At 68.0% G+C, this 19,533-nt stretch carries 18 protein-coding genes; 7 read left to right on the top strand and 11 right to left on the bottom strand.

From position 1 onward, the window contains the following. Nucleotides 1-63 precede the first annotated feature (63 nt). Nucleotides 64-1,461, top strand: a complete 1,398-nt coding sequence (locus CBR61_RS13995; RefSeq protein WP_088914920.1) for an NAD(P)-binding protein — start codon at nt 64-66, stop codon at nt 1,459-1,461. Here CBR61_RS13995 and CBR61_RS13990 read toward each other — a convergent pair whose 3' ends face one another. Together CBR61_RS13990 and CBR61_RS13985 are read right to left on the bottom strand one after the other, a co-directional pair. Continuing rightward, nucleotides 1,462-1,890, bottom strand: a complete 429-nt coding sequence (locus tag CBR61_RS13990) for a DUF2000 domain-containing protein (RefSeq protein WP_199797437.1) — start codon at nt 1,888-1,890, stop codon at nt 1,462-1,464. Further along, on the bottom strand, nt 1,883-2,923 hold the full coding sequence (locus CBR61_RS13985) for a proline dehydrogenase family protein (RefSeq protein WP_199797436.1): 1,041 nt from the start codon (nt 2,921-2,923) through the stop codon (nt 1,883-1,885). The genes CBR61_RS13990 and CBR61_RS13985 overlap by 8 nt, the downstream gene beginning before the upstream one ends. On the opposite strand from CBR61_RS13985, the gene CBR61_RS13980 reads away from it, so the two are divergent. After that, nucleotides 2,906-3,439, top strand: a complete 534-nt coding sequence (locus tag CBR61_RS13980) for an Lrp/AsnC family transcriptional regulator (RefSeq protein ID WP_324616818.1) — start codon at nt 2,906-2,908, stop codon at nt 3,437-3,439. The genes CBR61_RS13985 and CBR61_RS13980 overlap by 18 nt on opposite strands. Here the strand turns inward: CBR61_RS13980 and CBR61_RS13975 are convergent. Genes CBR61_RS13975 through CBR61_RS13965 form a run of 3 tightly spaced genes read right to left on the bottom strand, consistent with a single transcriptional unit; the run spans nt 3,412 to nt 5,953 of the window. Beyond that, nucleotides 3,412-4,479, bottom strand: a complete 1,068-nt coding sequence (locus CBR61_RS13975) for an SMP-30/gluconolactonase/LRE family protein (RefSeq protein ID WP_088914916.1) — start codon at nt 4,477-4,479, stop codon at nt 3,412-3,414. The genes CBR61_RS13980 and CBR61_RS13975 overlap by 28 nt on opposite strands. Further along, entirely contained in the window at nt 4,476-4,913 is a 438-nt protein-coding gene (locus CBR61_RS13970) for an ester cyclase (RefSeq protein WP_088914915.1), read from the bottom strand. Before CBR61_RS13970 ends, CBR61_RS13975 begins: the two co-directional genes overlap by 4 nt. A gap of 11 nt (nt 4,914-4,924) precedes the next feature. Next, a complete protein-coding gene (locus tag CBR61_RS13965) occupies nt 4,925-5,953 on the bottom strand; it encodes an SDR family oxidoreductase (protein ID WP_088914914.1) in 1,029 nt (342 codons plus the stop codon). A gap of 75 nt (nt 5,954-6,028) precedes the next feature. Between CBR61_RS13965 and CBR61_RS13960 the strand changes: the two genes are divergently transcribed. Continuing rightward, a complete protein-coding gene (locus CBR61_RS13960; protein ID WP_088914913.1) occupies nt 6,029-6,661 on the top strand; it encodes a TetR/AcrR family transcriptional regulator in 633 nt (210 codons plus the stop codon). 96 nt (nt 6,662-6,757) lie between these two features. On the opposite strand, the gene CBR61_RS13955 is transcribed toward CBR61_RS13960, so the two are convergent. Further along, nucleotides 6,758-7,852: a radical SAM protein gene (locus CBR61_RS13955; RefSeq protein ID WP_172835970.1), complete on the bottom strand. Its 1,095-nt coding sequence runs from the start codon at nt 7,850-7,852 to the stop codon at nt 6,758-6,760. A 321-nt stretch (nt 7,853-8,173) separates the two neighbouring features. Here CBR61_RS13955 and CBR61_RS13950 point away from each other — a divergent pair, with 321 nt between their 5' ends. From CBR61_RS13950 to CBR61_RS13935, 4 genes are read left to right on the top strand one after another with little or no spacing between them, the layout of a single operon-like run. Further along, nucleotides 8,174-9,559 (top strand): efflux transporter outer membrane subunit, encoded by a 1,386-nt coding sequence (locus tag CBR61_RS13950; protein WP_088914911.1) that lies wholly within the window; start codon nt 8,174-8,176, stop codon nt 9,557-9,559. Then, on the top strand, nt 9,556-10,875 hold the full coding sequence (locus CBR61_RS13945; protein ID WP_233996745.1) for an efflux RND transporter periplasmic adaptor subunit: 1,320 nt from the start codon (nt 9,556-9,558) through the stop codon (nt 10,873-10,875). Before CBR61_RS13950 ends, CBR61_RS13945 begins: the two co-directional genes overlap by 4 nt. Then, nucleotides 10,872-11,612 carry an ABC transporter ATP-binding protein gene (locus CBR61_RS13940; RefSeq protein ID WP_088914910.1) on the top strand — a complete coding sequence of 247 codons (741 nt, stop codon included), beginning with the start codon at nt 10,872-10,874 and terminating at the stop codon, nt 11,610-11,612. Before CBR61_RS13945 ends, CBR61_RS13940 begins: the two co-directional genes overlap by 4 nt. After that, the gene (locus tag CBR61_RS13935) at nt 11,612-12,808 is read left to right on the top strand and encodes an ABC transporter permease (RefSeq protein WP_088914909.1); all 1,197 of its coding nucleotides are present in this window, start codon (nt 11,612-11,614) and stop codon (nt 12,806-12,808) included. The genes CBR61_RS13940 and CBR61_RS13935 overlap by 1 nt, the downstream gene beginning before the upstream one ends. A gap of 10 nt (nt 12,809-12,818) precedes the next feature. Here CBR61_RS13935 and CBR61_RS13930 read toward each other — a convergent pair whose 3' ends face one another. Genes CBR61_RS13930 through CBR61_RS13910 form a run of 5 tightly spaced genes read right to left on the bottom strand, consistent with a single transcriptional unit; the run spans nt 12,819 to nt 19,511 of the window. Continuing rightward, a complete protein-coding gene (locus CBR61_RS13930; protein WP_088914908.1) occupies nt 12,819-13,454 on the bottom strand; it encodes an isochorismatase family protein in 636 nt (211 codons plus the stop codon). Beyond that, entirely contained in the window at nt 13,454-14,635 is a 1,182-nt protein-coding gene (locus CBR61_RS13925) for a CaiB/BaiF CoA transferase family protein (RefSeq protein WP_088914907.1), read from the bottom strand. The genes CBR61_RS13930 and CBR61_RS13925 overlap by 1 nt, the downstream gene beginning before the upstream one ends. Next, on the bottom strand, nt 14,632-16,521 hold the full coding sequence (locus CBR61_RS13920; protein ID WP_088914906.1) for a hydantoinase B/oxoprolinase family protein: 1,890 nt from the start codon (nt 16,519-16,521) through the stop codon (nt 14,632-14,634). The genes CBR61_RS13925 and CBR61_RS13920 overlap by 4 nt, the downstream gene beginning before the upstream one ends. Nucleotides 16,522-16,525: 4 nt before the next feature. Continuing rightward, a complete protein-coding gene (locus CBR61_RS13915) occupies nt 16,526-18,583 on the bottom strand; it encodes a hydantoinase/oxoprolinase family protein (RefSeq protein ID WP_088914905.1) in 2,058 nt (685 codons plus the stop codon). 19 nt (nt 18,584-18,602) lie between these two features. Continuing rightward, complete coding sequence (locus CBR61_RS13910) at nt 18,603-19,511, bottom strand: hydroxymethylglutaryl-CoA lyase (protein WP_088914904.1); 909 nt, start codon at nt 19,509-19,511, stop codon at nt 18,603-18,605. Nucleotides 19,512-19,533 lie beyond the last annotated feature (22 nt).

The following is a 19,533-nucleotide window of genomic DNA, read 5'->3' as shown; positions in this document are numbered from 1 at the left end:
TGACCGTTCAATCTTACACTGTAAATTTACAGCGTAAATAAGTTCCGGACGAGGGCCGATTCGATGAAGACCATTGCCACCGATTATCTCGTCATCGGCGCGGGTGCCGTCGGCATGGCCTTTGCGGACACGATCCTCGAGGAAACCGACGCGCATGTGACCATCATCGACCGGCAGGCCCGTCCGGGCGGCCACTGGAACGATGCCTACTCCTTCGTTGCGCTGCATCAGCCCTCGGCCTTTTACGGCGTGAACTCGCTCCCGCTGGGCGAGAACCGAAAGGACAGCCACGGTGTCAACGCGGGCCTTTACGAGCTTGCGTCCGGGCCGGAGATCAGCGGCTATTACGAAAGGGTGATGCGCCAGCGGCTGCTTCCGTCGGGCCGCGTGACCTATCTGCCGATGTCCGAACATCGCGGCGAGGGGCGCGTCGTCTCGTTGATGTCGGGCGAGGAGGTGCAGGTGAGCGTGCGCCGCAAGGTGGTGGAATCGGCCCACAACAGCCCGGTCATTCCCGCCAATCACACACCGCGCTTTGCCGTGGGCGAGGGCGTCCGCATGGTGCCGCCGGGCGCGCTGCCGCGGCTGTGGCTCGCTCCCGAACGGCCCGAGCGCTTCGTGATCCTCGGCGCGGGCAAGACCGCGATGGACGCGATTGGCTGGCTGCTTGCGATGGGCACACCGGCTGAGTCGATCCAGTGGATCAAGCCGCGCGAAAGCTGGCTGATCAACCGCACTTGCACCCAGCCCGGGGCGGAGTTCTTCGACGCCGTGTTCGGCGGCCAGCTCGCCCAGATGCGCGCTTTTGCGCAAGGCACCTCACCCGATGATATCTTCGCCCGGCTCGAAGCGGCAGGCATGATGCTGCGGATCGATCCGGCCGTGACGCCCACGATGTTCCACTACGCGACGATCTCGGAAGGCGAGGTCGCGGCTCTGCGCACCGTCACCAACGTCGTGCGCAAGGGGCGCGTGCAGGCGATCACGCAGGCGGCAATCACGCTCGAGCAGGGCAGCGAGCCTGCCATTCCCGGCGCGCTCTATGTCGATTGCACCGCCTCCGCAGTCGAACCGCGCCCGCCTGTGCCGATCTTTCAGGGCGACCGGATCGTGCCGCAGCTCGTGCGCGTGCCGCAGCCCTGTTTCAGCGCCGCGCTGATTGCCTTTGTCGAGGCGCATTATCCCGACGATGCGGCGAAGAACGCGCTGTGCCGCACAGTGCCTTTCCCGCACGATCTCAAGAGCTATCTCACCACCAACATCGTCAACATCATGAATCAGGGCGCATGGTTTGCCGACGAGCGGCTCGGCGCATGGATCCGCCGGAGCCGCCTTGACGGTTTCGGCAAGATCGCGGCCGCGGTGGACCGCAGCGATACGGCAAGGGTCGCAGTGTTGCAGGAGCTGCGGCAGACCGGACCTGCAGCGGTGCAGAATCTGATGCGGCTCGCCGCGGCCTGATCAGCGCAGCAGCTTGAGCGCCCCGGTCAGGGAGCGCACCCATTTGTCCGGTCCTGCAATCCCCATGCCGAGCAGCGGCTCGGAGCCAAGGTCGCGGACCGAGAATGCATCTGCATAGGCCGCGAAGTCGTGGATCGTCCGGGCGAACTGCGGGAAGGGCACGAGGACGGCGCCCTCCGGTGCGGCCGCCGCCTTCCCGAGCAGCGTCGCAAGCGTCCCGGCCGAGGCCTGCAGGACCGGGATCGGACGGTCGGCGCTGTTCAGGTAGGCACGACCTGTGCTGTCGACCAGCGTCCTTCCTCCAAGCGCTGGCATGGCCGCCCCGAGGCCTGCGGCGAGCACCGCTACGGTGTTGGCGAGGAGCCCCAGCGGCTGATCGGGGTCGATCACGATGGCGACCCGCAGCGCCTGTGTGCCGGCATCAGTCACGGCTGACCGCCGAGCGCGCGAGCAGGAGGGCGTTGCGCGGGTTCTCGCCGATGCGGCGCACCGCGTAGGGCCACCAGTCCGGGCCGAAGGGAACATAGAGGCGCACCCTCTCGCCCTCCCGGGCCAGCGCCTCGGCGACATTCGTGCGCACGCCGAGCAACATCTCGAACTCGTATTCCCCCGGCTGCCAGCCATGGGATCGCGCTTCATGGCGGGCGTGGTCGTGGAGGGCCGTGTCATGCGTGGCGATGACGGGGTAGAAGCCGGCAGACTTCGCTTGGGGCGAGAGCATCAGGCTGATCAACTTGCGGTAGTTGGCCTTGATCTCCCTTTCCTTCTGCAAGGCCAGCGGCGGGCCTGCCGCAAAGGCGCCCTTTACCAGCCTAACCCGCGCTCCCGTTTCGATGGCGCGGCGCAGGTCCTCGAGCGTTCGGTGGCGATAGGCCTGAAGGGTGAGCCCGACCGGGAGGCCGGCACGCGCCATGGTGTCATGAAGGGCAATGGTTGCGTCGGTAACGCTGGCATCTTCCATGTCGAGCATCAGCATGTGAACGCCGCTTCGCCCGGCAGCCGCGACGCGTATCGCGTCGGCGATCGCCGCCATCCGGGCCTCGGCGCCTTCGGGATCGAACAGATAGCCAAGCTGCGTGGGATCGACCGAGACATGGACGTCGATACCCGCCTCACCGGCGAGCCGGGCTGCGGCGATCTTCGCCTGGAAGTTGCTTTCGGCCAGCTGCGGCGTGTCCACATACTCGCCGAGATGGAACAGCGAGGCGGCGATCGCGCAGCGCGACAGCAGTTCCCTTGCGGTGTTCACCGCCTCGGCCGCGTCGGCACCACCGACATACTGCCGGGCGAGGGCCGAGCTGCCAATGGTCCGCTGAGCCAACCTCTTGGCGACGGGGCTGCGCGCGAGCGCGATCATGGTCTTCTGCCAGGCATTGGTCATGGCGGTGGTGTAGCAAGACCGTGGTGAAAAAGGTTTGCGAATTGCCGCGCCGCGAGCCAGATCATGCCCGATCTGTTTCATGAACAACCTGGATTGCGGAATATCATGCCGGATATGGGGATCGACGCGGGAGATTTGCGGATTCTGAAGGCACTTCAGGCCGATGCCCGGCTGACCGTGCAGGAACTCGCCGACAGCGTCGCGATGTCGACCTCGGCGGCGTGGCGGAGGGTCAAGCGGCTCGAACAGGCCGCGATCATAAAGGGCTATAACGCCACGCTCGATCGGCGCGCGTTGGGGCTGGGCGTGCTTGCCTTCATCCGTGTGACCATCGACAGCCACAGCCGCGACGAAGCCCGCCGGTTCGAGGAGCAGGTGCTCGAGCTCGACGCCGTGATCGCCTGCTGGTCGATCGCGGGCGAAGCGGATTTCCTCCTGCAGGTGGTGGCGAGCGATCTCGACAGCTATGCCGACTTCGCCATGAACGTCGTGCGGCGGTTGCCCGGCATCAAGGAGATGCACACGATGTTCGCGCTCAAGGAGGTGAAGCCGCTTTCCGGCCTGCCGCTTCAGCTCTCGGGCAGCTCGGCGACGTAGACCTGTGGGCTGCTCCCCGGAGCGATGCTGGCGGGCGAAAGGTAGAGCCTGCCGCTGCGCTCGATGGCGGTGCTGAAGGAGGTGGCCGCGCCCTCCACCGCGACGAGGCGCGGGGTCAGTTTCCGGCCGTTGCGGGTAATCTCGACAAGGCAGGGCAGGGATTGCGGCTGCGGACGCGCGCCGGCAGGGAGCCACGCCAGCAGGCGGCGCACCGCGGGATATCTTGCAGTTCCGTCGACGATGGGCGAGCGCGGAGAGAGCAGCGTCACCCAATAGCGTTCGGGCCGGTCGGAAGCGCGGACGTTCCCGGTGAAGCCGGGCAGGCCGGTGAGTTCCGCCATCCGTTCGCCCGTGGGCGAGAACAGGCTCACCCCATAGACCGCGCTCTCGGCCACCAGAAACATTCCGTCAGGTGTCGCGGCCAACCCGTTGGTCATGGCAAGGTCCCTGGCGAGCACCCGTGCTTCGCCCCGTGCGGGATCGTAGCGCAGCAGCAGACCCGAGCTGCGATGTTCGAGCACCTCGAGATAGAAGTCGTCGAGACTTCGGCCCGTGGCGGTCGTCGTGAAGGCGATGCTGCCGTCCGGCATGGCGGTCACGTCATTGGTCCACGACAGGCGTCGGGCTCCGACCTTGTCCAGCACGCTGCGCAGCGAGCCGCCGGGCTGTGCCCGGAGCAAGGCGCCGGCCCTTTCGTCTACCGCATGGATCGCCTCGCCCGGGCCATAGGCGAGTCCGGTCAGAAACCCGCCGCCTTGCGCCGCTATGGACCACGTGCCCGTGCCGGGATCGACAGCGGCCACCTGCCCGTTCGCCATCGCGACGAGCAGACGGCCGGCATCATCGAAAGCGAGGCCGTCGGGCTTGCCGGGCAGATCGCTCGCCAGCACCTTCGCGGTGACACGCGGCGCCGAGGAACAGGCCTGGCCATCGGCAAGTGGCGGGGGCGCGTTCCATGCGACCGGGTCGATCGGGCTGAAGGCGACGAGACCCGCGACGCCCACGCCAAGCATTGCAAGGCCGGCAATCCCCCACTTCATGCAGGCATCGCGCCGATGTTCTGGAGCAGCGCGAGGCGATCATAGATCACTTCCTGCACCATCACCCTGCCGTTGCTGATCCGGTAGCGAGAGGCATAGGTGCCCGAGATGCGCGCGCCGCTCGGCGGAATTGCCGTCCCGTCAGGCAGCACAAGCGGACCGGTGTGGACGCCGCTCATGGTGCAGAAGTCGATGATCTCCTCGCCATCGACAAGCCGCGCATGGGTCTGGACGTCGTTCTCGCTGAAAGCCCCGAGCCAAACCTGCTCGGCCATGATCCGGGCCGGCTTTCCGGTCGTCGAGACCCCCGGGGCACCATAGACCACATCATCGTGCCAATGCGCGGCGATGGCGTCCAGATCGCCGTGGCGAAACGCTTCGTGCATCGCATCGACCACGGCGGCGGGGGACAGGTGGGTGGCAGTATCGGTCATCGGGTCCTCCCTCAGGCTGGTTCCATCTGGTTTGCGCGCAGCCAGGCGACCGTATCGCGCACGGTCTCGGCCACCGGGCGGAAGGTGAGACCGAGCTCGCGTTCCGACTTGGCGTGGTTGAAGCGGGTGCGGCCCGCCTCGCGCTGAAGCGACTTGACCGCCGCCCAGCTCAGCAGCGCAGGCTTGCCGGTGGTGCGCGCAAGCAGCTCCTGCACGCCGGCGACCGCATACATCAGCGGCAGTGGCAGAGGGCGCGTGGGTGCCTTGATGCCGGTCTCCTCCTCGAGAACGGCGAAGAGCTCGGCCAGCGTCATGCAGCGTCCCGCAGCGAGGTAGCGTTCGCCCCTGCGGCCTTTGGCGAGGGCGGCGATCTGCGCTTCGGCCACATCGCGCGCGTCGACGAAAGACATGGTTGCGGGCGGCACGCCCGGCAGGCGCTGGTGGAGGAAATCGAGCGCGGTCTGCCCGGCCGAGGTCGGCCCCGCATCGCCCGGCCCCCACATCCAGCCCGGCATCACCATCACCGCGTGGAAATCCGGATAACGCTCGAGCGCCTCGAGCACGGCCCGGTCTGTCAGGATCTTGCTGCGGTAGTAATCGTCGGCATTGTTCGTGTCGCGCAGCATGGTTTCGTCGATCAGCGCGCCCGGCGGGCCATCGAGGAGGGCGATCGAGGAGGTGTGCACCATCCGCCGCACACCGGCCGCACGCGCCGCCGCAATCAGGTCGCGCGTGCCGATCACGTTGATGCGTTCAAGCATCGGCCAGTGCGACCCGCCCTTGTAGCTGTCGCGGAAATAGGCGGCGGTGTGAAACAGTGCGTCGACGCCTTCGAGATGGCGGGCGAAACTGGCCACGTTCTCCATGTCGCCGGTCACGATCTCGAGGCGCCTATCCCTGATGTCATCGAACTGGGCCGCCGCCTTGGCGCGGCTGCGGGCCAGCGCGCGCACTGTGGCGCCGCGCGACAGCAGGGCTCGGACGAGGTTGTTGCCGAGCAGACCGGTCGCCCCGGTCACGAAGAATGTCTGACCCTGCATTGCCCGTCCCTCGACTCATTGCGTTCGGTATTTAAATACCGATTGGTATTTTGATTGCAAGTGGTATCGGAAGCTATGGCCCGCCTGACCCGATCCGAAAGCCGGCAGAAGACGCGCGAGCGCCTGCTCGATGCCGCAAAAGATGCCTTCACGCGCGAAGGATATGCGGGTGCTTCGGTCGATGTGATCGCCGAAGGCGCCGGCTTTTCGAAGGGCGCCTTCTATTCGAACTTCGAGAGCAAGGAGGCGATCTTCCTCGAACTGCTCGAACGGCACATGAGCGAGGAGGTCGCGATCAGCAGCGGCTTTGCCCCTGCGGAAGCTTCGGCAGAGGAGGCGATCGAAAGCATTGCCGAGCGATATGCCAGCGACCCGGTCGACCTCGACTGGTGCCTGCTTTCGATCGAATTTGCCTTGCACGCCACACGCTCGGCCGCCTTCGCTGCGCGCCGCACCGAGCTTTTCGCGCGTCATTACGATGCGGTTGCCGAAATCATCACCGCCATCGCCGCCAAGGCGAAGGCCGAGGTGGCTGATCCAGCCCGATCCGCGGCGATCTTCATCGCGCTGCGCCAGGGAATGGCGCTCGAGCGCAGTCAGCCAGAACCGGCAATCAGCGCCGACGATGTAAAGAGCACCTTGTCACGCTGGATGCGGGAACTGATCGGATTGCCGTCACCGCAACGGGCCAATGATCCGGCGCGATAGCTCGTAACTCGCCTGACGACCGTTACCGACGCCCATGCGACGACCAGAGGGCCTGTTCTGCAACAAACCTATCCGGCACAATGGCTGGCCCGGCGATCAGGCGTCCGGCGATCCGGAGAAGAACTCGAGCCCGGCCGCGACCGTCACTGCACGTGCCTCTTCGACTGCATCGGCGTATCGTGCCTTCAGCTCCGGATCGAGATGCAGGCTCTCCTGCCGGTAGAAATCGAAATAGGAGCGCCACTGCTCGCCCGTCGGCTTGTTGAGGTGGGTCACGAACATCATGCCGAAACCGAGGGACACGGCCAGCCTTGCCGCCGGGACGAGCTGGTCGATGTTCGACCGGCAGGCGACGAAATACCAGCCCAGACGGGGCTGCGTGACGCCGGCCAGGGTCTTCTCCCGGTTGATGGCGGCGATGCCCGACATCACCTTTTCGAGCGTTCCGCCCTTGTGGAGATAGGCATAGGTCTCGGCCTCGGTCGCATCGATCGAGAGCATGATCTTGTCGACCCCGAGAGCCACCAGCTGCCGCGCCTTCTCGTCGTCGATCAGCTGGCCGGTGGTGTTGAACATGAAGCGGCAGCCATTGGCCTTGATCTCGGTCACCATGTCGATGAACCGCTTGTGGAGCATGCATTCGCCGTTTTCGTGCCCGATGACTTCGAGCGCCGTCCGGAACAGCGGGCGCACCTTGTCGAACACCGCGTCGGGCATGTGGCCGAGGCCGTACTGCATGTCGGAATGGTAGACGAAGCACTTCTGGCAGCGGATGTGGCACTTGGAGCTCATGTCGAGCACCAGGACGATCGGGCCGGTTTCCGGCGCGATCTGTCCGGCCTGCCATGAATCGTGCACATCGTAGTAGTTGGCGACCTTGTCGTAGCCGAAATCGCCGCCGATGTTGCGGCCGAAGCTCGTCAGGTGGTCGATCGTCCGGCTGCGCGCGGCATGGCAGGTGCGACAGGCGAGGTTGAGGTTGGTCTGCGTCGCCACCGCCGAGCGCACGTTCTGCATCGCCGCCCCGTTCCACAGATCGCGGATGTCCGCATAGGTCTCGAGCGATCCGAGGTTCTGCGGCCCGCGGATGCAGGGGCGGGTCACCTTGCCGTCCCATTGCACGTAGAGGGTGGTCCAGGGCTGGCTGCAAAAGGGGGCGGTCTGTTCCTGCATGAAGCCAGAATAGGTCACGCCCCGGGCAAGGCAACCTGTTAATTTTCCACCGCTAACATGAGGGGCTCCGGTTCCCGCCCGGCGGGATGCCGACGATTCCTCCAGCTCGCCGCTGGTCATCGACGAGTGATCGGGTAAAGCCGACCAACCTGCATTGTGCGGGTCGGATCGCGCTGATAGCACTTGGGAATGCGGGGCGGCATCTTCGAAGCTTCCCGCCACGAGAGGGGCGCGTTCGGGGTGGCAGGGAAAAACACAGGTCTTACCACGACATCCCGCCATGCCGCGCCGCGCGCGAGACACGCCTGCGCCGGTCTTGCCGCTCTGCTGGCGCTCCCCATGCTTCCCGCCTGCACCGGGCTGGGTGCCGACCCGCCGCCGATGGCGAGCGTCCAGCCGGTTCCCGAACGCTGGGTGCTGGCCGAGCCGGGCGCGACCGAGGTTCCGCTCGATCGCTACTGGCTGATGCTCGACGATCCGCTGGTCGCCGAGTTCGTCGACCGGGCGCGCAGCGAGAACCTCGACATTGCCCAAGCCGCCGCCCGCCTGCGCGCCGCGCGGGCCGCCCTGCGCGCCGCGCGCGCCGACCGCGTGCCCACGGTCAGCGCCAGCGGCGGTGCACGCCGCGATGTCGGCGATCTGGCGAGCGACGATGTGTTCCTCTCGCTCGGCGCCGACGCCTCGTGGGAGGTCGACCTGTTCGGCCGGATCGACGGCTCGATCGATGCCGCCCGCGGCGACCTTCAGGCGGCAGGCTATTCGCTCGGCGATCTCGAGCGGGTGATCGTCGCCCAGGTGGCGAGCCAGGTGGTAAGCGCCCGGGCGCTGGCCGCGCAGCTCGCCATCGCGCGCGAGACGCTGGCGATCCAGGACGACACGCTCCAGATCACGCGCTGGCGCAACCAGGCGGGGCTGGTGAACAGCCTCGATGTCGAGCAGGCCCGCACCCAGCGCGCCCAGACCGCGGCCTCGATCCCGCAGCTCGAAAGCAATCTCGCGGCGGTGGCGAACGCGATCTCGACCCTGATCGGCGAGCCGCCTGGCCGGGTCTACCGCGCCCTCACCGAAACACCCCGCGCCATCCCCGCGCCGCCCGCCGGCATCGCGCTCGACGTGCCCGCCGACACCCTGCGCCGCCGCCCCGACGTGAGCGCGGCCGAGGCGCGGCTCGCCGCCGATCTCGACCGTGTCGGCGTGGCGCGCACCCAGCTCTACCCGCTCGCCCGCCTCTCGGGCACGATCGGCACCAACGCGCGCAACGCGGGCAGCCTGTTCGACCTCGTCACCGGCAACATCTTCGCCAGCCTCTCGCAGCTGATCTTCGACGGCGGGCGGGTGCGCGGGCGGATCGAGGGAGCCGAGGCCGCCGCCGACGGATCGCTCGCGGCGTGGCGGCAAAGCATCCTCACCGCGCTTCAGGAAGTCGAGAGCGCGGCGGTCGATCTCGAGGCCAATGCCGATCAGGTCGCCTCGCTCACCGAGGCTAGCGAGGGCGCGCAGAACGCCGCGGTGCTTGCGCGCAGCCAGTATCAGGCGGGGCTGATCGACTTCCAGCGTCTGCTGGTCGCGGAAAGCCAGCTGCTCGGCACGCGCAACGCGCTCGCCAACGCCCAAGGCGCGCGGGCGATCGCCTTCATCAGCCTCGCCCGCGCGCTGGGCGGCGGCTGGTCGGTGCCCGATGGCGCGGGTTTGGAACAAATTGCGGCGAGGGAGCCCGGCGAGTGAACGAAGCGAGCAATCCGGCAGAAGCGCCGAACGTGGACGAATTCCTCGGCAGCAAGCCGCGCCCGCGCTGGCGGCGGTGGATGAAGTTCTGGCTGCCGGGCGTGGTGCTCGTCCTGCTGGTGCTCGGCATCGCGCGCTGCACCGCCGATCCGCCGCCGCCCGATTACATCACCGAGGCCGTCACGCAGGAATCGCTCGCGCTGTCGGTCACCGCGACCGGCAACCTGCGCCCGACCAACCAGGTCGAGGTCGGCGCCGAAGTCACCGGCCCGGTCGATACGGTCGCGGTCGACGTCAACGACCGCGTCACCAGGGGGCAGGTGATCGCGGTGATCAACACCGAGATCATCGACCAGCAGATCGCCCAGTCGCGGGCCAACCTCAATGCCGCGCGCGCGGCGCTTGGGCAGGCGCAGGCGACGCTCGATATCGACACGGTGCAGCTCACCCGGCTCGAGGAAGTGCGGCGCCTCTCGGGCGGGCGGGTGCCCTCGCAGATCGAACTCGAACAGGCCGAGGCCGCCGTGCAGCGCGACAAGGCCACCGTCGCCTCGGCGCGCGCCAACATCGAGGCCGCCTCGGCGCAGCTCAAGGCCAACCTCACCACCCGTTCGCGTGCGGTGATCCGCTCCCCCGTCAACGGCGTGGTCCTCGCCCGCCGGATCGAGCCGGGGCAGACCGTGGTCGCCGCCTTCAACACCGTCACCTTGTTCGTGATCGCCGAGGATTTGTCAGAGATGCAGCTGCGTGTCGCCATCGACGAGGCCGACGTGGGCCAGGTCGCGGCCGGGCAGGAGGCGAGCTTCACGGTCGATGCCTATCCCGGCCGGCGCTTCCCGGCGCGGCTCCAGCGCGTCGACCTCGCCTCGCGCAACACGGTCGAGAGCCAGTCGGGCGGGGCCGGCGCGGCGGCGGCTGCCGGCGGCGGGTCGGTGGTGAGCTACGAGGCGCGGCTCGAGGTGCAGAACCCCGATGGCCTGCTGCGCCCCGGCATGACCGCGACCGCGAGCATCGCCACGCAGAACACCGGCAAGGCGCTGCTCGTGCCCAACGCCGCGCTGCGCTTCCGCCCCGAGAAGGAGGAGGAGAGCGGCGGCGGGGTGTTCCAGCCGCAAATCGGGCTCGAGCGCGACAAGCAGCAGGCCAGTATCGGCGAGGGCAGCCGCCAGCAGGTGCAGGTGCTCCAGGCCGACGGCACATTGAAGGCGATCGAGGTGATCACCGGCCGCAGCGACGGGCGGCGCACTGTGGTCCGCTCGAACGACCTCAAGCCCGGCATGAAGGTCGTCACCGGGGTCAAGGCGGCAACCCCGTGACAGCCGGCCGGCCAGCGACGGGCGAACCCCTGATCCAGCTTGAAGGGATCACCAAGACCTTCGGCAGCGGGGCCGCCGCGTTCCAGGCCCTGAAGGGCGTCGACCTCGCGATCATGCGCGGCGAGTTCGTCGCGGTGATGGGGCCTTCGGGGTCGGGCAAATCGACCACCATGAACATCCTCGGCTGTCTCGACGTGCCGACCAGCGGGGTGTTCCGGTTCCGCGGGGTCGAGGTGCAGAAGCTCGACCGCGACCAGCGCAGCCTGTTGCGGCGCCGCTATCTCGGCTTCGTGTTCCAGGGCTTCAACCTGCTCGCCCGCACCACCGCGCTCGAGAATGTCGAACTGCCGCTGCTCTATCGCGGCGAGAGCAAGGCGCAGCGCCGCGCGGCAGCGATGCGGGCGCTCGACCAGGTCGGGCTGGTGCCCTGGGCCGACCATACCCCGGCGGAACTTTCGGGCGGCCAGCAGCAGCGCGTCGCCATCGCCCGGGCGCTGGTGACCGAGCCCGACGTGCTGCTCGCCGACGAGCCGACCGGCAACCTCGACAGCGAACGCTCGGTCGAGATCATGCAGCTGCTCCAGCGCCTCAATGCCGAGGGCATCACCATCCTGATGGTCACCCACGAGGAGGACATGGCGGCCTATGCCGGCACCATCGTGCGCTTCCGCGACGGGCTGGTCGAACGCATCGAGCGCGGCGCGGTGGGCCATGCCGCCGAGAGAGCTGCGGGCTGATGCTGGGCACGAGCATCCTCCTCGCCCTGCGCGAGATCCGGCGGCACATCCTGCGCTCGATCCTGACGACGCTCGGCATCATCATCGGCGTGGCCGCGGTGGTGACGATGGTGACGCTCGGCAACGGGGTGACGGCCTCGGTCCAGGAGGAGATTTCCTCGCTCGGCGCGAGCAACTTCATCGTCTTCCCGGTGCGCACCACCCGCGGCACGATCCGCCCCTTCGACGATGCCGACGTGCGCGCGGTCGGGCAGCAGATCGCCGGGGTCGAGATCGCGGCGGGCAATGTCTCGGCCAATGCCACCGCCTTCTACAACGGGCAGGACTGGGACACGCGCGTGCAGGGCGTGACCAACAAGCTGCTCGAGGCGCAATCGGTCAAGATCGACGAGGGCCGCGCCTTCACCCGCGACGAGGAGGAATCGGGCAAGAACGTGTGCCTGCTCGGGCTCAAGGTGCGCGAGGCGATCTTCCCGCCAGCCACCAGCCCGGTGGGGGCGCGGATGCGGCTCGGCGATGTCTCGTGCGAGGTGATCGGCACGGTCGAGGAGCGCGGGCAGGGCGGGGGCGGCGCGGACGACGACGATGCGGTCTACCTGCCGCTCAAGAACGTCCAGCGGCGCTTCCGCGGGAACGAGAACCTCGACTATTTCGTGGTCAAGTACGACCCCGCCTATGCGGCGGCGACGGTGCAGGATTCGCTCGTCGCCCTGCTGCGCGAGCGGCGGCTGCTGCAGGATGCCGAGCCGAACGATTTCAACGTGATCGACACCGCGCAGGTCAATCAGGCGCTGGGCGCGGCGACCGGCGCTCTGACCGCGATGGTGGCGGTGATCGCCTCGATCAGCCTGCTGGTCGGCGGCATCGGGATCATGAACATCATGCTCGTCAGCGTCACCGAGCGCACGCGCGAGATCGGCATCCGCCTCGCCATCGGGGCGCTGGCGCGCGAGGTGCGGCTGCAATTCCTGACCGAGGCCGTGGTGCTGTGCGCGCTCGGCGGGCTGGTCGGCATCGCGCTGGGCTTCGTCGCCTCGATCGGGCTCGCCGCGGTGATCGACGTGCCCTACGTGTTCGATCCGGCGATCAACATCGTCAGCTTCCTGTTCTCGGCGATCATGGGGATCGTGTTCGGCTACTACCCTGCCAGCCGCGCATCGAAGCTCGACCCGATCGACGCGCTGCGCCACGAGTGAGGAGGCCGGCTCAGGAGCAAGCCGCTCCCATCACGGCCATGGCCTCGGCCTCGGAGATCACTTCGGCATACTTGGCCTGAAGGTCGAACAGGTTTGCCTCGTGCGGGGCGGGGTGGCGGTCGGCACAGGCCTCGCGCACCACGAGGGGCACGAAGCCGTATTGCATCGCATCGAGCGCCGAGGCGCGCACGCAGCCCGAGGTCGAATAGCCCCCGATCAGCAGCGTATCGATGCCCTCAGCATGGAGGGTCTCGGCAAGGCCGGTGCCGAAAAAGGCGGACGGGTATTGCTTGGTGACAACGCGGTCGCCGGCTTGCGGCGTCAGCCCGGGCGGGAAGGCGCCGAGCGGGGAACCCTCGACGAAGGCCCTGAGCACCGGAGCCTTGCGCCAGAACACCCCGCCGTCCGATCCGTCGGGCTTGTACTGCACTTTGGTGAACACCACCGGCACCCCCGCCGCCTGTGCCGTCGCCGCCAGCCGCGCATTGCTGGCGAGCGCGTCGGCGGCGGTGTCCATGAACAGCGGCGAGCCTTCGGTCAGGTAGGCCGCCACGACATCGACGATCAGCAGGGCAGGGCGGCTGCCCGGCTGGAGCCGCCCCTCATAGACCCCGGCGTAATTGTCGGCTGCCGAGGGGCCGGTCATCAGATGATCCCCGCAGCCGCCAGCCGCTCGAGCTCGGCGGCATCGAGGCCGAGGCGCTCGGCGAAGACCTCGGCATTGTCCTGCCCCGGCGCGGCGGGGGCGGGGCGGCTGATGGTGCTGGGGGTCCTGGACAGCTTGGGGAAGGCGTTCTGCATCCTGATGCGCCCACGCTTCTGGGTCTCGACCTCGATGATTGCCTCGCGCGCCTGGAAGTGCGGGTCGGCGAGCATATCGGGCGCGCGGTAGACACGCCCCGCCGGGATCGAATATTCGATCATCAGCGCATCGACCTCGTCGACCGTGAGCGTGCCGGTCCAGGCATTGACCAGCGCGTCCAGTTCGTCCTGATGGATGCCGCGCGCGATGTGGGTGGCGTAACGCTCGTCGGTGGCGAGTTCCGGGCGGCCCATCGCCTGGCACAGCCGCGCAAAGATCGCATCGCCGTTCGCGCCGATCATGTAGCTGCCGTCCTTGCAGGTGTAGACGTTGGAGGGCGCGATGCCCTTCAGCACCGAGCCGGAACGCTCGCGGATCACCCCGTTGCGGTCATATTCGGGGATCAGCCCCTCCATCACCTGCAGCACCGCCTCGTAGAGCGCGGAGTCGACCACCTGCCCCTCGCCGGTCTTCTCCCGGTGGTGGAGCGCGGCGAGCACGCCCATGCAGCCATAGGTCGCGCACAGGGTGTCGCCGATCGAGATTCCCATGCGGCTCGGCGGACGGTCGGGCTCGCCGACGATGTAGCGCCACCCGCCCATCGCCTCGCCGATCCCGCCGAAGCCGGCACGGTCGGAATAAGGGCCGTCCTGCCCGTAGCCCGACATTCGCGCGATGATCAGGCCGGGGTTCATCGCGTGGAGTTCGGCCGGGCTCATGCCCCAGCGTTCCAGGGTGCCGGGCTTGAAGTTCTCGATCAGCACATCGGCCCCGGCGATCAGCTTCTTGGCGAGCGCCTGACCCTCGGGCACGCGCAGGTTGCAGGTGACCGAGCGCTTGTTGCGGGCGATCACTTCCCACTGCACCTTCTCGTCGCCCTGACCCCAGTTGCGCATCGGATCGCCCGCGCCCGGCGGCTCGATCTTGACGACGTCCGCGCCCATGTCGCCGAGCAGCTGGCCGCAGAAGGGCCCGGCGAGAAGCTGGCCCATCTCGACCACCTTGATCCCCTGGAGCGCGCTCATTCCGCGGCCTCCCTGAGCGTCGTCCAGACAGGCTGGACGGGGGCGGGGAGGCCGGTCTCGGCCTCGCAGTTCGCGCGCAGCGCATCGATGCCGGGGCCGTAGTCGAACAGCGGAAGCTCCCCGCGCGCGGCCTCGATTTCCGCGCGCAGGGCCTCGGTCGCGGCATAGTCGACCGCGCCCGCGGCATCGGCCACCACGCCATAGGCGTGCGCGCCCTCGGGGGTGACGAGGCCCTGCCGGATTTCGAGGCTCACCAGTTCCGGGTCGCGCGCCAGCGGGTCGCCCCAGCCGCCGCCGCCCCAGGTGATGAAGTGGAGGAGGTCGCCCGCCTTCACCGCGACACTCTCGACCTTGTTGCCGACGATCGCGGTGGTGCCGTCGGCGCATTCGAGCACCTTGCGCGCCCGCGCGCCCGGGTGCCCGCCATTGACGCCCCAGGGCGGCACGAACCAGCGGTCGTCATGGATCGCGATCTCGCCGTCGGCGAGGAAGCGGTAGGTCATGTGGATGCCGTTGCCGCCGCGATGGAGGCCCGCCCCGCCGCTGTCCGGCGCGGTCGAGTAGCGTTCGATCCGCAGCGGGAAGTAGCGCTCGAGGAACTCGTTGGGCACGTTGGTGAAGCCCGGCCACAGCGAGTGCCCGTCCGGCCCGTCGCCGAGCGGCCGCCCGGGGATGCCCCCGAAGCCGATCTGGAACAGCTGGAACCAGTCGCGGGTGCCGTCCTCGCGGCTGTCCCAGCCCGAGTAGAACAGGTGCGGCGAGGAGGAGAAGCCCGCTGCGTTGAGGAACTCCGGCGTCTTCTGCCCGAGCAGCCCGCCGAGGATGTCGAAGATCCGCCCCAGCGCATGGGTGCGGCCCGAAAGCGCGGCGGGGAAGTGCGGCTTCAGCAGCGAGCCTTCGGGGATGCGCACCTCGATCAGATCGTAGAACCCGTCGTTGAACAGGATCTGCGGGTCGAAGACCATGATCATGTAGATGCCGAAGAACATCTTGAACATGTTCTCGTTGAGGAAGAAGTTGATCGAGGCGGCCGACTGCGGATCGGTGCCCTCGAAATCGAGGATCACGCGGTCGCCCTCGCGCCACATGGTGCAGCGGATCTTGTAGGGGCCGTAGCCCTTGCCGTCGTCGCAGATGTAGTCCTCGAAACTCACCGGCTCCTCGGCCACGGCCATCGCCAGCAGCGACTTCATCGCGCGGTGGTTGCGGGCGAGCAGCTCCTGCGTGGCCGAGACGTAGACATCGTCACCGAAGCGGTCAGCCATCTCGATCACGCGGCGCGCGGCGACACGGCACGAGGCGATGAGGGCGTTGAGATCGGCCTGGCACCAGTCGGGCTTGCGGGTCTGGTGCATCACCAGCTTCATCAGGTCTTCGTTGTATTCCCCGCGCTTCCAGATCTTCACGGGCGGGATGCGCACGCCCTCCTCGAAGATCGAGGAGGCGCCGATGGGCATCGAGCCGGGGACCGAGCCGCCGATGTCGCTCTGGTGGCCGAACATCGCGGTGTATGCGATCAACCGCCCGTCCTTGAACACGGGGAGCAGCACCAGCCAGTCGTTCGAGTGGCTGATCGCCCCGGCGCAGGAATAGGGATCGGACAGGAAGATCATGTCCCCGTCCTCGATGGTGCCGTCGTAGCTTTGCAGGAAGCCGTCGATGAAGCTGCCGAACTGGCCGACGATCATCTTGCCGGCGGGGTCCGAGATCAGCGGGAAGGCGTCGCCCTGTTCGCGGATGCCGGGGCTCATGGCGGTGCGCACCAGCGTCGCGTCCATCTCGATGCGCGCGTTCCTCAGCGCGTTCTCGATGATGTCGAGCGTCACCGGGTCGATGGCGACGGTCTGGAACGGGGTGGTGTTGGGTTCGATGATGCGAGCCGGCATGGTCTTAGCCCTTCGCCTTGAGAGTGATGAGAATGTTGCCGACAGCGTCCACAGTCGCGCGGCAATCGTGTTCGACGAGGGTGGTCGAATCCATCTCGGTGATGATCGCCGGGCCTTCGATCACGTCGCCCTGGCGCAGCTTGGCGCGGTCGTAGATCACCGCAGGGCGTTCCTCGCCGCCGATCCACATGACGTGGTCGCGGATCTTGGCAGATGACGGATCGCCGTCGCCCTTGGGCAACTCGGCGGCGGGGAGGGCTGGGGCCTGTCCCATCGCCACGGCGCGCAGGTTCACGATCTCGTGGGGGGTATCCATGTTGAAGGTGAAGAGCCTCAGGTGCTCCTCGTCGAAGCGGGCGAGGATGCCCTCGATCCCGTCCTTCTCGAGGATATCCTGCGTGATCGTGAGCGGCACCTCGAAGGCCTGCCCGGCATAGCGCACGTCGATCTCGAACAGCGAGGTGATCTGCTCCTCCGGAATGCCGTCCGCGACCAGCTCGCCGCGGGTCTGTTCGGCCATGTCGTCAAGCACCTGCACCAGATCGGCGATTGCCGTGTCGCGGGCGAGGCGCGAAAAGCTGCGCGCGGTCTCGGTGCGCATCCGGGTGGTCGCATCGCCCAGCGCGCAGAGCACGCCCGGGGAGACGGGCGAGATCGCGGGCCAGCTCCCCATCAGCCGGGCGACCGCGTTGACGTGCAGCGGGCCCGCGCCGCCGAAGCCCATCAGCGCGAATTCGCGCGGGTCGTAGCCCTGCTGGACCGAGATCATGCGCAGGGCGCCGAACATGTTCTCGTTGACTATGTCGATGATCCCGCGCGCCGCTTCCATCAGCGTGACGCCCAGCGCATCGGCGATGGTCTGCACCGCCGCCTTGGCGCCCTCGCGGTCGAGCTTGAAGCTGCCGCCGAGGAGGTCTTCGGGAAGGTAGCCGAGCACCACATTGGCATCGGTCACTGTCGGGAGCGTGCCGCCCTTGGCGTAGGCGACCGGCCCGGGCACCGCGCCCGCGCTCTCCGGCCCGACGCGCAGCGCGCCGGTGAGCTGCGGCACGTGGGCGATCGACCCGCCGCCCGCGCCGACGGTCTTCACGTCGAGCGCCGAGGCGCGCACCGACAGGTGCCCGACTTCGGTGGTGCGCTGGCGGCGCGGCTCGAGGCCCTGGATCAGCGCCACGTCGGTCGATGTGCCGCCCACGTCGAGCGTCAGGATATTCTCGAAGCCCGCATTCTTCGCCACCCACAGCGCGCCCGTCACCCCGCCGGCAGGGCCGGACATGAGGATGTTGACGGGGTGCTCCTCGGCCTTCTGGCTGCTCATCAGGCCCCCGTCCGAGCGCAGCAGCGAGAGGCGGCCCTTCAGCCCTTCGGCTTCCAGCTTGGTGCGCAGGTTGGAGACATATTTCGACACCACAGGCCGCACCGCCGCATTGGCGACGGTTGAAAGCGTGCGCTCGTATTCCTGCATCTCGGGCAGGACTTCATGGGAGAGCGAGACGGGGATGCCGGGCAGTTCCTCGGCGGCGATCTGGCCGATCCGCGCCTCGTGCGCGCCGTTGAGATAGGCGTTCATCAGGCTGACGGTAAGCGCCTCGATCCCGTCGCCCTTCAGCTTGCGCAAGGCGGCGCGCACCGCGTCCTCGTCGAGCGGGGCGACCTCGCGGCCTTGCGCGTCCATGCGCCCCGGCACTTCGACGGTGTGCTCGAGGCGCGCCAAGGGCTGGGGCTTGGGCCACACGATCCACGCCGCGAGGCCCCCGGGCACGTAACTGCGCGCGATCTGCATGATGTCGCGGTAGCCCTGCGTGGTGACGAGGCCGACCTTCGCCCCTTTGCCTTCCAGCACGGCATTGGTCGCGACCGTGGTGCCGTGGAGGAAATAGGCGATGTCCGCCGCGGTGATCCCGGCCTTGGCGGTGATCGCCTTCACCCCTGTCAGGATGCCTTCGGAGGAATCATGTGGGGTCGAGGGCGTCTTGTGCCGCCAGAAGGCGCCGCTCGCTTCGTCGAACAGCAGCAGGTCGGTGAAAGTCCCGCCCACGTCCACACCCAGCCTGTAAGTCATGCCGTTTCCCTGTCTTGTGTCATGCCGCGCGGGCGACCGCCGAGGGGAGTTCCCGCCCCAGCTCGCCCGCAAACCACTTGTTCGCCGCGATGGCCGCGTCGAGATCGATGCCCGTGCTCACCCCGGAACGCTGCATCATGTAGACGAGGTCCTCGGTGGCGATGTTCCCGGTCGCGCGCGGGGCGAAGGGGCAGCCGCCGAGGCCGCCGAGCGAGGCGTCGAACACCCGCACGCCCGCCTTGTATGCCTCCCACGCATTGGCGATGCCGGTGCCGCGGGTGTTGTGGAAATGGGCGCGCATCGGGATCCTGCCGCCGAGCAGTTCGCCCAGCTTGCCGAACAGTTCCCCCGCCTCGAAGGGCGTGCCGACGCCGATGGTGTCGGCGAGCGCGATCTCCTCGGGGCCATCCTGCGCGATGGCCTCGGCAATGGCGAGCACGGTTTCGTGTTTCACCTCGCCCTCGAAAGGGCAGCCGAAGGCGGCGCTGATGGTGACCTGTGCGCGGATGCCCTCGGCGCGGGCGAAGCGCAGCATCTCGCGGGTCTCGGCGATGCCCTGTTCGATGGTCTGGCCCTGGTTCCTCTGCCCGAAGGTGTCGCTGGCGACCACCACGCAGCCGACCTGATCGACCCCGCGCGCGCCGCCCTCGCGGGTCGCGAGCGCGCGCAGCACCCCGCGCTTGTTGAGGACGAGGCCGATGTAGGTGCAGTCGGCCCGATCAGGCAGCCCCGCGATCACGGCTTCCGCATCCGCCATCTGCGGCACGCGCGCCGGGTGGACGAAGCTCGCGACCTCGAGCCGGCGTGCGCCGTAGCCGATCATGCGGTCGATGAGATCGAGCTTCGTGGCGGTGGAAATAATGTCCGGTTCGTTCTGCAAGCCGTCGCGCGGGCCCACCTCGACGAGTTCGATGGAGTCGACAGACATGGGGCCTGACATGATGAATCGC

Source organism: Porphyrobacter sp. CACIAM 03H1 (assembly GCF_002215495.1).
Taxonomy (GTDB): Bacteria; Pseudomonadota; Alphaproteobacteria; order Sphingomonadales; family Sphingomonadaceae; genus Erythrobacter.
This window is presented reverse-complemented; position numbering and strand designations above follow the sequence as displayed.

Excerpts from the sequence above, each read along its gene's own strand:
- CBR61_RS13995 (WP_088914920.1), top strand. The coding sequence starts at position 64 with ATGAAGACCATTGCCACCGATTATCTCGTCATCGGCGCGGGTGCCGTC.
- CBR61_RS13980 (WP_324616818.1), top strand. The coding sequence starts at position 2,906 with ATGCCCGATCTGTTTCATGAACAACCTGGATTGCGGAATATCATGCCG.
- CBR61_RS13985 (WP_199797436.1), bottom strand. The coding sequence starts at position 2,923 with ATGAAACAGATCGGGCATGATCTGGCTCGCGGCGCGGCAATTCGCAAA.
- CBR61_RS13975 (WP_088914916.1), bottom strand. The coding sequence starts at position 4,479 with ATGAAGTGGGGGATTGCCGGCCTTGCAATGCTTGGCGTGGGCGTCGCG.
- CBR61_RS13970 (WP_088914915.1), bottom strand. The coding sequence starts at position 4,913 with ATGACCGATACTGCCACCCACCTGTCCCCCGCCGCCGTGGTCGATGCG.
- CBR61_RS13965 (WP_088914914.1), bottom strand. The coding sequence starts at position 5,953 with ATGCAGGGTCAGACATTCTTCGTGACCGGGGCGACCGGTCTGCTCGGC.
- CBR61_RS13960 (WP_088914913.1), top strand. The coding sequence starts at position 6,029 with ATGGCCCGCCTGACCCGATCCGAAAGCCGGCAGAAGACGCGCGAGCGC.
- CBR61_RS13950 (WP_088914911.1), top strand. The coding sequence starts at position 8,174 with ATGCTTCCCGCCTGCACCGGGCTGGGTGCCGACCCGCCGCCGATGGCG.
- CBR61_RS13935 (WP_088914909.1), top strand. The coding sequence starts at position 11,612 with ATGCTGGGCACGAGCATCCTCCTCGCCCTGCGCGAGATCCGGCGGCAC.
- CBR61_RS13930 (WP_088914908.1), bottom strand. The coding sequence starts at position 13,454 with ATGACCGGCCCCTCGGCAGCCGACAATTACGCCGGGGTCTATGAGGGG.
- CBR61_RS13925 (WP_088914907.1), bottom strand. The coding sequence starts at position 14,635 with ATGAGCGCGCTCCAGGGGATCAAGGTGGTCGAGATGGGCCAGCTTCTC.
- CBR61_RS13920 (WP_088914906.1), bottom strand. The coding sequence starts at position 16,521 with ATGCCGGCTCGCATCATCGAACCCAACACCACCCCGTTCCAGACCGTC.
- CBR61_RS13915 (WP_088914905.1), bottom strand. The coding sequence starts at position 18,583 with ATGACTTACAGGCTGGGTGTGGACGTGGGCGGGACTTTCACCGACCTG.
- CBR61_RS13910 (WP_088914904.1), bottom strand. The coding sequence starts at position 19,511 with ATGTCTGTCGACTCCATCGAACTCGTCGAGGTGGGCCCGCGCGACGGC.